General features: G+C 44.4%; 12 protein-coding genes. 10 read left to right on the plus strand and 2 right to left on the minus strand.

Annotation, left to right across the window (positions count from 1 at the left end; all coding sequences use genetic code 11):
* Nucleotides 1-6 precede the first annotated feature (6 nt).
* From ACXAH2_RS08150 to tilS, 9 genes are all read left to right on the plus strand, one after another.
* Nucleotides 7-501, plus strand: coding sequence for an OmpH/Skp family outer membrane protein (locus ACXAH2_RS08150; protein WP_475077754.1), 495 nt, complete (start codon nt 7-9; stop codon nt 499-501).
* 3 nt (nt 502-504) lie between these two features.
* Nucleotides 505-1,542, plus strand: coding sequence for a UDP-3-O-(3-hydroxymyristoyl)glucosamine N-acyltransferase (gene lpxD / locus ACXAH2_RS08155; protein ID WP_475077756.1), 1,038 nt, complete (start codon nt 505-507; stop codon nt 1,540-1,542).
* Entirely contained in the window at nt 1,543-1,980 is a 438-nt protein-coding gene (gene fabZ / locus ACXAH2_RS08160) for a 3-hydroxyacyl-ACP dehydratase FabZ (RefSeq protein WP_475077758.1), read from the plus strand.
* Complete coding sequence (gene lpxA / locus ACXAH2_RS08165; protein WP_475077759.1) at nt 1,980-2,756, plus strand: acyl-ACP--UDP-N-acetylglucosamine O-acyltransferase; 777 nt, start codon at nt 1,980-1,982, stop codon at nt 2,754-2,756. Before fabZ ends, lpxA begins: the two co-directional genes overlap by 1 nt.
* A 64-nt stretch (nt 2,757-2,820) precedes the next feature.
* Complete coding sequence (lpxB, locus tag ACXAH2_RS08170) at nt 2,821-3,999, plus strand: lipid-A-disaccharide synthase (RefSeq protein WP_475077826.1); 1,179 nt, start codon at nt 2,821-2,823, stop codon at nt 3,997-3,999.
* A complete protein-coding gene (gene rnhB, locus ACXAH2_RS08175) occupies nt 3,999-4,598 on the plus strand; it encodes a ribonuclease HII (protein ID WP_475077760.1) in 600 nt (199 codons plus the stop codon). The genes lpxB and rnhB overlap by 1 nt, the downstream gene beginning before the upstream one ends.
* A gap of 3 nt (nt 4,599-4,601) precedes the next feature.
* A complete protein-coding gene (dnaE, locus tag ACXAH2_RS08180; protein WP_475077761.1) occupies nt 4,602-8,081 on the plus strand; it encodes a DNA polymerase III subunit alpha in 3,480 nt (1,159 codons plus the stop codon).
* A 121-nt stretch (nt 8,082-8,202) separates the two neighbouring features.
* Nucleotides 8,203-9,150, plus strand: a complete 948-nt coding sequence (gene accA, locus ACXAH2_RS08185; protein WP_475077763.1) for an acetyl-CoA carboxylase carboxyl transferase subunit alpha — start codon at nt 8,203-8,205, stop codon at nt 9,148-9,150.
* Between the two features lie 114 nt (nt 9,151-9,264).
* Nucleotides 9,265-10,587, plus strand: coding sequence for a tRNA lysidine(34) synthetase TilS (tilS, locus tag ACXAH2_RS08190; RefSeq protein WP_475077764.1), 1,323 nt, complete (start codon nt 9,265-9,267; stop codon nt 10,585-10,587).
* On the opposite strand, the gene ACXAH2_RS08195 is transcribed toward tilS, so the two are convergent.
* Nucleotides 10,584-11,261 (minus strand): nucleoside/nucleotide kinase family protein, encoded by a 678-nt coding sequence (locus tag ACXAH2_RS08195; RefSeq protein WP_475077766.1) that lies wholly within the window; start codon nt 11,259-11,261, stop codon nt 10,584-10,586. The two genes, tilS and ACXAH2_RS08195, sit on opposite strands and share 4 nt — an antisense overlap.
* A 138-nt stretch (nt 11,262-11,399) precedes the next feature.
* On the opposite strand from ACXAH2_RS08195, the gene ACXAH2_RS08200 reads away from it, so the two are divergent.
* Complete coding sequence (locus ACXAH2_RS08200; protein WP_475077767.1) at nt 11,400-11,699, plus strand: DUF6482 family protein; 300 nt, start codon at nt 11,400-11,402, stop codon at nt 11,697-11,699.
* Nucleotides 11,700-11,729: 30 nt separating this feature from the next.
* On the opposite strand, the gene ACXAH2_RS08205 is transcribed toward ACXAH2_RS08200, so the two are convergent.
* Complete coding sequence (locus ACXAH2_RS08205; protein WP_475077768.1) at nt 11,730-12,443, minus strand: GntR family transcriptional regulator; 714 nt, start codon at nt 12,441-12,443, stop codon at nt 11,730-11,732.
* Nucleotides 12,444-12,553: the final 110 nt, after the last annotated feature.

The following is a 12,553-nucleotide window of genomic DNA, read 5'->3' on the forward strand; positions in this document are numbered from 1 at the left end:
TTTGTGATGAAAAGAATGATAATGGCCCTGTGTTCGCTATTGGTTACGGTAAGCGTGCAGGCAACGGAAGTCGCGGTGGTGGATTTCAGGGCGGCACTTTTGCAAAGCAATATTGGTCAACAAGCAGCTAAAGAACCGCAAGAAAAAATTCAAGCAATGGATGCCAGATTGCAAAAAGCACAAGACGATCTGAAAGCAGCTGATGAGGCGTTAAAGCGAGAAGAATTAACCTTATCGCCAGAAGAGTTTGATAAACGTCGTAGGGAGTTGGTGCAACGTCAAAATGGTATTCGAAAAATGGCCGCTCAAATGCAACAACAAGCCAAAATATTGGAGAAAAACCTAATAGACAGCTTAACGCCAAAAGGTGAAGCGGCGTTAAAATCCATTATTGATGAACGTAAACTAGACTTAGTGCTCAATAGACAGCTAAGCTTGTATGCAAATAGTGGATCTGATATTACCAGTGAATTGGTGGAACGCATTAATAAGGATAATTAATATATGAGTTATACGCTAGGGCAATTGGCTGAGAAAGTTGGTGGTTTGGTAAAAGGTGATAGTCAGCTTGTCATCGAAAAATTAGGAACCCTTGAGAAGGGGACAAAAAACGAATTGAGTTTTTTGGCCAATCCTAAATACCAAAGTCAGCTTGTCAATACTCAAGCGGGTGCCGTTCTTGTCAAAACTGAAGAACTTGCTGCCACATTAGACAACGCCATTATAGTCGCCAATCCTTATCTTGCTTTTGCTCAGCTTACCCATCTCTTTGTTCCACAAAAAGAATCTTGGCAAGGAGTGCATCCTACCGCAGTGGTTGCCGATGACGTTATATTAGGCAGTAATGTGGTTATTGGCCCCAATGCCGTCATAGACGCTGAGGTGACCATAGGTGACGATTGTGTAGTCGGAGCCAATAGTGTGGTCAGTCGCGGCTGTTCGTTGGGACAAGGAACGCGTTTATATCCTAATGTGACGTTTTATCATGATGTGCATGTAGGCGCAGAGTGTATTTTTCATAGTGGCTGTATCCTAGGTGCCGATGGCTTTGGTTTTGCGCCAGATAATGGTGAATGGGAAAAAATTGATCAACTAGGTGGTGTTATTATTGGCGACCGAGTTGAAATCGGTTCAAGTACGACTATTGATCGAGGTGCCATTGAAAACACGCAAATTGGCAAGGGTGTGAAAATAGATAATCAAGTTCAAATTGCTCATAATGTCGTAATTGGCGATAATACCGCCATTGCTGCAGGTGCAGCAGTTGCAGGAAGTGTGAGGATAGGTGCTTTTTGTACAATTTCTGGTTGCGTAGGGATTGCGGGTCATATCACAATCACAGATCATGTTCATATCACAGCAATGAGTATGGTAAGTAAATCGATTCCAGAAGCCGGCTCATATTCCTCAGGAATGGGGATGGAACCAACGTCCAAGTGGCGTCGTTCGGTGGCTCGCTTTAGACGAATCGATAGTATGGCGAAGCAAATTACAACACTGGAACAGAAAATTAATAAGCTTTCAGAAAAGGTTGATGTTTAAATGATGGACGTGAATGAAATTCGTCAGTATTTACCTCATAGGTACCCATTTTTATTAGTTGATCGTGTTGTTGAGTTAAATCTGAACGATTCCATCGTGGCATATAAAAACGTGACTGTGAACGAACCATTTTTCAATGGTCATTTTCCGGATCACCCAGTGATGCCTGGAGTGCTGATTATTGAGGCTATGGCACAAGCTGCAGGTGTACTTGGTTTTAAAACCATGGACAAAACGCCAGAAGATGGTTCCATTTATTACTTTGTTGGCTCTGACAATGCTCGCTTCAAACGCCCTGTTGTACCGGGTGACCGTTTGCAATTAGAAGCCAAAATTGTGACCGAGAAGCGTGGTATCTGGAAGTTTGAGTGTAAGGCAACAGTAGATGGCGAGTTGGCGTGTTCTGCAACCATAATGTGTGCTGATAGGAAGTTATAGTGGCGATACATCCAACCGCTTTAGTTGACCCCAATGCGGAACTTGACCCAAGTGTTGAGGTTGGTCCCTTTAGCATTATCGGAGCGAATGTCAAAATTGGGGCGGGTAGTATTATTAAGTCTCATGTAGTGATTAATGGTCACACAGAAATAGGTGAAAAGAATGAAATCTACCAGTTTGCTTCAGTTGGAGAAGCGAACCAAGACAAAAAGTATAAGGGTGAACCAACGCGTTTAGTGATTGGTGATAATAACGTTATTCGTGAAAATGCCACCATTCATCGTGGCACGATACAAGACCAAGGTATTACTATCATAGGAAGTGGTAACTTGTTTATGGCCAGTACTCATATCGGTCATGATTGTGTGGTTGGTGATAATAACATAATGGCGAATTACGCAGCATTAGCAGGCCATGTAAAAGTGGGTGATAATGTTATTTTGGCTGGCTATAGTGGAATTCATCAATTTTGTCAGGTGAACTCCTTTAGCATGTGTGGTATGGGCTCCATGGTGACGAAAGATATACCAAGATACGTTATGGTGTCTGGTAATCCAGCCAAACCACATGGTATGAACTTTGAAGGTATGCGTCGTCGCGGCACATCGAAAGAAGTGATTAGAGCGCTACGAAATGCCTATAAAAGTGTTTACCTGAAAGGGCAGACGCTTGAAACTGTACTGAACGAACTTGAACAAAGCGCAGATTTTGCGATTTCTGAAGTGGCTGAATTTGTCGCCTCTATTCGCAAATCTGGGCGTGGGATTGTGCGATAGTTTCCCCGTAAAAAGAAAACCCCGGAAGTATTCGGGGTTTTTTTTGTTATTAGAGGTTGTATTAATGAAGGTGGCGTCGACAGTACGTTACGTATTGGTTGCAGGTGAAGCGTCTGGGGACATTCTTGGCGCGAATTTGATTAAGCATCTACAAGCCCTACAACCGGAAGCGGTATTCGAAGGCATTGGTGGACCGCTGATGGAAGCGGAAGGCTTGACTAGCATGGTTCCTATGGATCGCTTGTCGGTTATGGGACTCGTAGAAGTGTTAGGTCGTCTCAGAGAATTGTTGGGGATTCGTAAACGACTTTATAAATCTTGCGTTGACAATCCGCCTACAGCATTTATTGGGATTGATTCCCCTGACTTTAACTTACCTTTAGCGAGAAAATTAAAACAAGCTGGGATTCCAACGGTGCATTATGTTAGTCCATCCGTTTGGGCTTGGCGTCAAAAACGCATTTTCAAAATCAAGCAATCGGTCGACCTAATGTTGGCATTGTTTCCATTTGAAATGCCTATCTATCATCAACATCAAATTCCAGTGACCTGTGTTGGCCATACCTTGGCAGATGAAATTCCTTTGCAAAGTGATGTGGCAGAAGCTCGTGAAAAGCTTGGCTTGGAGAAAGTTGATGGGCCTGTATTTGCCATTTTACCGGGTTCACGAGAAGGTGAAGTGTCTCGTCTTGCGCCCTTATTTGCTGAGACGATTAAGCTGATTAAACAGAGACAACAGGATGCTATCTTCATCACGCCAGCGGCCAATGCTGCGCGGCGAGAACAGATTGAAAACATTTTGGCTGAGACGCAAGCTGACGCTGTGATCATTGATGGACAATCGCGAACAGTCATGGCAGCGGCTGATGCTATATTACTGGCGTCTGGAACGGCGGCGTTGGAAGCCATGTTGGTCAAGCGTCCTATGGTGGTTGCTTACAAAGTGAATCGGTTAACCTATGAGATTATGAAACGTATGGTCAAGGTACCTTATGTGTCTTTGCCTAACTTATTGGCGAATGAAACTCTAGTGCCAGAATTGTTGCAGGACGAAGCTCAGCCAGAAAATTTGGCGACGCGATTATTACAAACCTGGCAGTCATTTCAGCAGGATAAGAATATTCAACAAAAGTACGTGGATCTGCATCACATGCTGCTTAAAAATGCAGGCGAGCAAGGGGCGCAGGCAATTGTGACTATGTTAGCGGAGAAACAAGAAATACTGGCGGAGAAACAAGCTTGATGGAAGCCTTTGTTAGTCAAGTATATTTTGGTGATTTGCTTGCCGGCGTTGATGAGGCTGGTCGTGGTCCGCTTGCCGGTGAGGTGGTTGCAGCCGCTGTTATTTTGGATCCGCAACGTCCTATTACGGGGTTGGCGGATTCTAAAAAGCTATCGGAAAAGAAGCGCGATGCTTTGTATCAAGAGATCAAAGAAAAAGCCTTGAGTTATGCCATTGCCAGTGCTTCAGTGGAAGAGATTGATCAGTTGAATATTTTGCATGCTAGCATGCTAGCAATGTCCCGTGCGGTTGAGCAATTGTCAGCCAAAGCGGAGCATGCGTTAATTGATGGCAATCGTGTGCCAGCCAATCTTAGCTGCACTGCTGAAGCTGTGGTGAAAGGGGACGCTCGTCACGCGGCTATTTCGGCAGCTTCTATTTTGGCTAAAGTGACCCGTGATAGAGACATAGTGAAAGCGGCGGAAACTTATCCAGGGTATGGCTTTGAAAAGCATAAAGGTTATCCGACAGCTGTGCATTTGCAGGCGATTCGAGAATTGGGCGTTACGCCCTTGCATCGACGCACCTTTGGTCCAGTTAAAAAGCTCATTGAGGGATAAATTTTGTCCACGTCATTCATACACTTAAAAGTCCATACAGAATTTTCTTTGGTTGATGGGTTGGTCAAAGTGAAAGGTTTGTTGGGCGCCACTGAATTGATGTCTATGCCTGCGGTGGCGATCACAGATGAGAATAATTTGTGTGGTTTTGTGCGTTTTTATAAAGGGGCGATGGATAAAGGCATCAAGCCCATTTGTGGTACAGACATAGTGATTGAAGACGATACTGGAGAAGTGGAGTCACGCTATCGTATGACCTTATTGGCTATGTCTAACAAAGGTTATAAAAACATCATAGAAATTATTTCTAAAGGCTATCAATTAGGGCAAGTTGAAGGTCGTCCAATCATTCAGCGTGAATGGGTTGAAGCTGCCAGTGAAGATGTGATTGCCTTGTCTGGAGCAGGCTATGGTGATGTTGGTATCTTGTTGCAAAAAGGTCGAATGGAATTGGCTAAACAGCATATGTCTTATTGGATGTCGGTCTTTCCTGACCGTTTTTATGTAGAGTTGCAGCGTACCAGTCGTGCTGGGGAAGAAACTTATATCCACAGTGTGGTGCCGTTAGCGGCTGAACTGGGCTGCCCTGTGGTGGCGACCAATGATGTGCGCTTTTTAAAGCGAGAAAACTTTGAAGCCCATGAGGCACGTGTTTGTATCCATGATGGTGTGACCCTTGATGATCCACGCCGTGTGCGTCGTTACTCGGAAGAGCAGTATTTTAAGTCATCGGAAGAGATGGCAGAGCTGTTTCGAGATATTCCAGAGGCCTTGGAAAATACCGTAGAGATTGCCAAGCGTTGTAATGTGGATGTGTTGCTAGGTAAGTATTTCTTGCCGGATTATCCCGTGCCTGACGGCATGACAATGGAGGCGTTTTTTAACAAAATTTCTTTTGATGGCTTGAAAGAGCGCTTTGATGTTTTGACTTTAAAATACGGTGATCGTATTGAAAAACGTCGTCAAGAATATTGGGATCGTTTGGAATTTGAACTGAATATCATTAATCAGATGGGGTTCCCAGGCTACTTCCTTATCGTAATGGACTTTATTCAATGGGCCAAAGATAACGATATTCCGGTGGGGCCGGGGCGAGGCTCGGGTGCCGGTTCATTGGTGGCTTATGCCTTAAAAATCACTGACCTTGACCCGCTAGAGTATGACCTTCTATTCGAACGTTTCTTGAACCCTGAACGGGTTTCCATGCCAGACTTTGATATCGACTTCTGTATGGATAATCGTGACAAGGTGATTGATTATGTATCACGTACCTATGGTCGTGATGCGGTTTCGCAGATTATTACTTTTGGTGCCATGGCAGCCAAAGCTGTAGTGCGTGACGTGGCCCGAGTGCAAGGAAAGCCATACAGCTTAGGGGATAAGTTGTCCAAACTGATTCCATTTGAAATTGGTATGACCTTGGCTAAGGCGTTGGAAGAAGAGCCAGCCTTACCGGAATTCTTGTCGGCGGACGAAGAAGCCGCGGAAGTGATGGAAATGGCGATGTCACTTGAAGGCGTAGTTCGTAACTTTGGTAAACACGCGGGTGGGGTGGTTATTGCGCCAACTAAGCTGATTGATTTTGCTCCTTTGTACTGTGAAGAAGACGGTTCAGGCTTGGTGACTCAATATGACAAGAATGATGTTGAAGAAGCGGGGCTAGTTAAGTTTGATTTCTTGGGATTGAAAACGCTAACAGTAGTCGATTGGGCGGTGAAAAATATCAATGATATTCATGCTTTAGAAGGCAAGCCGCCATTGGATATTGCCCTAATCGATTTGGAGGATAAGTCCACTTACGACTTGCTGCAAAGAGCCGAAACCACGGCGGTATTCCAGTTAGAATCCCGGGGTATGAAAGAGCTTATTAAAAAGCTTTTGCCTTCACGTTTTGAAGATATTATCGCCTTGGTAGCCTTGTATCGCCCTGGTCCTTTAGGATCGGGCATGGTGGATGACTTTATAAATCGTAAGCACGGTCGTTCTGAGTTGGCTTTCCCACACCCAGATTACCAGCATGAAGATTTGATTCCTGTTTTGGAGCCCACCTACGGAATCATCTTGTATCAAGAACAGGTAATGCAAATCGCTCAGGTATTGGCGAAATTTAGTCTGGGTGGTGCCGACTTGTTACGTCGAGCCATGGGTAAGAAAAAGCCTGAAGTAATGGCCGAACAGCGTTTGATCTTTATGGAAGGGGCGCTGAAAAATAACGTAGACAAGGACCTGTCAGGTAACATCTTTGACTTGATGGAGAAATTCGCAGGTTATGGTTTTAACAAATCTCACTCAGCTGCTTATGCCTTAGTTTCTTACCAAACGGCTTGGTTGAAAAATCATTATCCTGCGCCCTTTATGGCGGCAGTATTGTCTGCCGATATGCAGAATACCGACAAAATCGTTATCTTCATTGAAGAATGTCGATCTATGAATTTGGCGTTGGAATTGCCCAATGTTAATGAGTCGGTATACAAGTTTACGGTGAACCCGAGTGGTGCCATTGTGTATGGTTTAGGAGCCATTAAAGGGGTGGGTGAAGGGCCGATTGAAGCCATTGTCGAAGCGCGTAAAGAGGGTCCGTTCAAACACATATTTGACTTCTGTCAGCGGGTGGGCAAGAAGGTTAACAAGCGCGTCATGGAAGCCTTAGTTCGTTCTGGAGCGTTTGACACCATAGGACCAAATCGTGCGACCTTGTATACCTGTATTGACGAAGCTTTGAAGCGTGCTGATCAAGACGCTAAAAATCAAGATGCGGGTATGATGGATTTGTTCGGAGTGGCCGTTGAAGAAAGTACAGAAGATGCTTATAAGGAAATAGGTATTCAACATGAATGGCCTGGAAGACAGCGTTTAGACGGTGAAAAAGACACCCTAGGATTGTATGTAACAGGTCACCCAATTGATGAGTATGAAAAGGAGGTCAGATGCTTTGCACGTTCCAAAATTGTCGATTTGCAACCCAAGCGTGGCGATACCCAAGTCATGGCAGGTTTGATTGTTGATTTGCGTGTAACAAAAAGTAAAAAAGGTGGTAATATTGCATTCGTCACACTGGATGATCGTTCGGCTCGTATTGAGGTAACGATATTCCCAGATAATTACGACAGCTTCAAAGACGTGATCGTTAAAGATGAAGTGGTCGTAGTAGAAGGAGAAATTTCAGTGGACGAATTTCGCGGTGGTCAGAAGGTCATTGCGCGAAATGTACTTGATATTGCTCAAGCTCGTATTCGTTATGTGGAAGCATTGCGAATCATGTGGAGTTCAGAAACGGTAACACCATCTGAAATACAGCTATTGGCTGATCACATGTCAGAATTCCGCGCAGATGGATGTGATGTGGTCATTGGGTTTGATACCCCTGAAGCCTTTGGCGATATCCGTTTAGGTTCGAGTTGGCGAGTTCGTCCTGATGACGAATTAATTCACCAACTACAGAAACAATACGGTAAACAAAATGTTCAGTTAGTGTATACTTAGGCTCATTTTTATAATGAGTGCAAAGGAGTGCGGCGTAGCAATACGTTAAATAGCTTTAGAGCAATCGGCATGATGCCTTTTGCCTTATATTAATGGCAACCAGACAGCAGTGTAGTTAACGATGAATTTAAATTATTTACCTTTCGAGCAGCCGATCGCAGAGCTCGAACAGAAAATTGAAGAATTACGTCTAGTGGGCAATGACAACGAACTGAACATCAGTGATGAAATCAGCCGACTAGAAGACAAAAAAGTAGCGCTGACAAAAAGCTTATTTAGTAATCTAGGCGCTTGGGAAGTTTCTCAACTTTCTCGTCACCCTAAACGTCCATATACATTGGATTACATTGAAAATGCTTTCACTGATTTCGAAGAAATGCACGGCGATCGTCATTACGCTGATGACCGTGCGATTGTTGGTGGTATTGCCCGTTTAGAAGGTCGCCCTGTGATGGTAATTGGCCATCAAAAAGGTCGTGAGGTAAAAGAAAAAGTATTGCGTAACTTTGGTATGCCTCGTCCAGAAGGTTACCGTAAAGCCTTGCGTTTGATGGAAACCGCTGAGCGTTTCAACATGCCTATCGTGACTCTAATCGACACACCTGGGGCATATCCAGGTATCGGTGCAGAAGAGCGTGGTCAAAGTGAAGCCATTGCTTACAACCTTGCGGTAATGTCTCGCTTAAAAACTCCTATCATCTCAACGGTTATCGGTGAAGGTGGTTCAGGTGGTGCGTTGGCCATCGGTGTATGCGACGAATTGATGATGTTGCAATACGGTACTTACTCAGTAATTTCGCCTGAAGGTTGTGCTTCTATCCTATGGAAGAGCGCGGAACGTGCCTCTGATGCAGCGAAAGCCATGGGTATTACAGCACCACGCCTAAAAGAGCTTGGTTTGGTGGATACCATTATCCAAGAGCCAATGGGCGGTGCGCACAATGCACATGAGCAAATTGCTCACAGCTTGAAAGAGAATATTCTAGCGGCATTAGATCGCATGGAAGCTCTGACCACAGAAGAGTTGTTGGCGCGTCGTTATAATCGTTTGATGTCTTACGGTTTGTAATTGACCTTGAATCGAGAGAGCCTCCTTTTAAAGGGGGCTTTTTTGTTTGTAAAAGCGCATTTTGTGGATAACGCTTGTGTATAAAAATGACGCTAAATTGACTTGAAGTGCATAATGAAACAACACTCGCCACTGGATTTGACTAAGCCATACGAACTGATGTTCAACCCTATTTGGTTGGAGGCTCTTTTTGCTCATGCGGATCGCGTTTGGGTGGGCTTTAGTGGTGGTGTGGATTCACAGGTTTTGTTGCACGCTTTACTTCAGCAAGTCAGCAAACAGCAAAAGCAAAAGTTAGCTGTGTTGCATGTGCATCATGGTTTAAGTGCTGCTAATGCGGATGCTTGGTTACAAAACGCCGAGCAAATTTGCCAACAACATGCGTTGCACTTTGCCTATCGAAAAGTGCAAGTGTCTTCTACTGCCTCTTTGGAAGAAGCTGCACGTCATGCGCGCTATCAAGCTTTTGAAGACGTGCTATCGGCACGAGATGTGTTGTTACTTGCACATCATCAGGATGATCAGGCAGAAACCATCTTGTTCCGGTTATTACGTGGCACAGGCGGTAAAGGTATCACGGGCATGCCGCAGATGAGAGCACTTGGTCAACAAGGGGCGTATTTGTATCGACCGCTGTTGCAGGCTACAAAAGCGCAGATTCTTCGCTATGCACAAAAACATCAGCTGCAATGGGTCGAAGATGAGTCGAATCAAGATAACCGATTCTCCCGTAATTTTCTACGTCATAGCATACTTCCCAAGCTGCAAGAGCACTTTGCTAAAGTATCACAGAATCTGGCCGCCAGTGCCGACAAGCTTAGACAGGATTATCAGGTTCTCAGTGAATTAGCCGCGGAAAAGCTAAGCCAAGGAGTGAACGAGTATGGTGGTCTTTCTATTGGCTGGTTGACATCACAGCCAGAGACTCAGCATGAATTTTGGTTACGTGAATATCTGCAAACAAAGCAGGTTAATCTAACTCAGGCCCAGCGCTTAAACTTACTCAAGATGTTGGTAAGTTCAACGGATAAGCAGCCGCAATGCGATTTTCCAACAGGGCGTTTAATGCGTCATCAGGGGTATTTATATTGCTTGCCTGTGGAGCACCCCGTGCAGGATGGAAGCTTAATTTTTGGACAAAAATATCAGCGCGCTTTTGATCAGTTGACTTTATTGTCTGACCATTGCGTAGAACTTAAACCTCGACCTCTTGGGGCAAAGTTGTTATTGGCCAATGGTCAACGCAGAGAGTTGAAAAAATGGCTCAATGATCAGCAAGTGCCAGTATGGTGGCGCGAGCATTTACCTTATCTATTTATTCAAGACGAGTTAGTGGCCATCGGCAACTTATGGCGTCATCCGGATTATTTGAATCTACAAGTGAGTTGGCAAACTGATCCAAGTTTGCCTCTGCCCATTAAGCAGGCATCTCGCTAAACTTGTATTAACCAATCTGCTGCTGAACGTGAGTCAGCGACGGTTTTAGCGTTTAATGCATCATTTTGTTGAATTCGCTCATTGGCTTGTTGCGCGCTGATGCCCCAAACCTGCTGATGACGTTGGGATAATCTAGCCATGGCGGTATCAAGCGGCACATCCAAAAACCAAGTTTGTTGATAATAACGTCTTGCCTGTGACCAATGATGGTTATCTAGGAGCAAATATAAGCCCTCAATGATCACTATTTTGGTATGACGGTGAACGAGTATGTCGTTGTCGATTGGGTCCCCTAAGCTATGGTCAAAGCTTGGCCAGTAGCAATCTTCTTGCTGGTAGCTTGTCGCCAATTTTTCTACTTGCTGGACAAAGGCTCGACTATTAAACGTCCAATCAGCACCTCGTCGAGCAAAGGCTTTGGCTGGATCAGCAAAGCCTTGTAAGGCTTGCTGAGAAAAATGAAAGCCATCCATGGGTAAGCTAACCACGGCGGGAATCTCTGTGCCTGTGTTTGAAAATGCTGATTGCTTGACCAGATAATTTGTCAAGGTGCTTTTGCCGGAACCTGGCCCCCCTGCTAAGGCAATAATGGTACGTTCATTGTTTTGTAAGTGTGTCCGAATTTTGTTTAAAGCCAGTTGAATGGCTTTAGCAGAATGTAATGTATCAAACATGGTCTGTTCTTATTTTGTTGATAGAGGAAGATAAGGTGCTGCGTTTGCTCAGAGGATTTAATCTGAACTGATTCTAAAATGCCTGCGTATCAAATCTTGTTGTACAAACTATATCAACAAAACACGAGGCACAGGCAAATGGAACTAAAACAATTAAAACACACACAACATTTTGACAAAGTAAAATTGCATTCATTAGAACCCAATCTGTATCAATTGTCCGTGGTAATTGATGGTCAAGAAGAATATGTTGTCGATGGCAAAGGACGTTTTGTAACCAGTCATAATAAGTTGGACCTGCAATCTTTGTTTAAAGAGAAGCAGGTGGATTCAATGGTGTTGTGTCATCAAAGTGCTTACGATGAAATGGTTGGTCAACCTATTGGTACGGGTGGTAATGTGCTTGAGGTGCCACTCGGCAATACGCATCTAAGTTAACTTCATCGCGGCTGTCACTAGAGTCACGACTCATTTTGCTTGCAACATTTTCATTTTGTCTGTGCTGTTTTCTTTTTGCGAGAACACTTTGGCGTAACCTAGCGTGGCGTTAGCGTGTTCTCTCATAATGGCTTCCGCTCGGCTGCCTTGCCTCTGACAGATGGCATCATATACTGCGTGGTGTTGCATGTGAGCGAAGTTAAAACGGCGAAATTCTAATGCCAAATTATTGTGATCAAAAGCCAGTGATCGTACTGAGGCAAAAGGTAGGTGCTCATTCCGACTGAGCGCTTCAGCGATGGCCTGATTGCCGCTTGCGTCAATGATAAGCTGATGGATACTTTGGTTTATATCATGATATTGGGTGAGATCATGCTCCGAAATTTGGCCATTTTCAAACAAAGCATCGCCCTGTATAAGCAGTGTTTTTAAGGCTGTGCTTTGTTGTTCCGTTAACCCGCGCTCGGCTGCTTGTCTGGCTGCCAATCCTTCCAGTACGCCTCTTACTTCAATCGCACCTGTAATATCCGACAAGGTTACTTCACGAACACAGTAACCCCGTGATGGGCGCTTGGTCAGTAAGCCTTCTTGCTCGAGACTGCGAAAAGCGATTCGTACTGGAGTTCTGGAAACGCCTAACTGTTCAGCAGTAGGAATCTCTGCGATACGTTGGCCAGCACTGAGCTCGCCTGACAAAATCATTTGTCTAAGTCGACTGATTACTTCTTGTCCTGATTTGCTCATGCTCGCTGCTTACCTATTTAAAAGTCGTTTAATCTTGCCAGATATAGAGTATTGGATCCATTTCTTTTGTTGATCTTCCTATTATAGAGGATTAAGTCATTCAAAAATGA

It is taken from the genome of Marinomonas sp. ABL3_031, assembly GCF_056161265.1.

Bases quoted from the DNA above. Each gene is read 5' to 3' on its own strand.
- ACXAH2_RS08150 (WP_475077754.1), top strand. From the start codon at position 7: ATGAAAAGAATGATAATGGCCCTGTGTTCGCTATTGGTTACGGTAAGC.
- lpxD (WP_475077756.1), top strand. From the start codon at position 505: ATGAGTTATACGCTAGGGCAATTGGCTGAGAAAGTTGGTGGTTTGGTA.
- fabZ (WP_475077758.1), top strand. From the start codon at position 1,543: ATGATGGACGTGAATGAAATTCGTCAGTATTTACCTCATAGGTACCCA.
- lpxB (WP_475077826.1), top strand. From the start codon at position 2,821: ATGAAGGTGGCGTCGACAGTACGTTACGTATTGGTTGCAGGTGAAGCG.
- rnhB (WP_475077760.1), top strand. From the start codon at position 3,999: ATGGAAGCCTTTGTTAGTCAAGTATATTTTGGTGATTTGCTTGCCGGC.
- accA (WP_475077763.1), top strand. From the start codon at position 8,203: ATGAATTTAAATTATTTACCTTTCGAGCAGCCGATCGCAGAGCTCGAA.
- tilS (WP_475077764.1), top strand. From the start codon at position 9,265: ATGAAACAACACTCGCCACTGGATTTGACTAAGCCATACGAACTGATG.
- ACXAH2_RS08195 (WP_475077766.1), bottom strand. From the start codon at position 11,261: ATGTTTGATACATTACATTCTGCTAAAGCCATTCAACTGGCTTTAAAC.
- ACXAH2_RS08200 (WP_475077767.1), top strand. From the start codon at position 11,400: ATGGAACTAAAACAATTAAAACACACACAACATTTTGACAAAGTAAAA.
- ACXAH2_RS08205 (WP_475077768.1), bottom strand. From the start codon at position 12,443: ATGAGCAAATCAGGACAAGAAGTAATCAGTCGACTTAGACAAATGATT.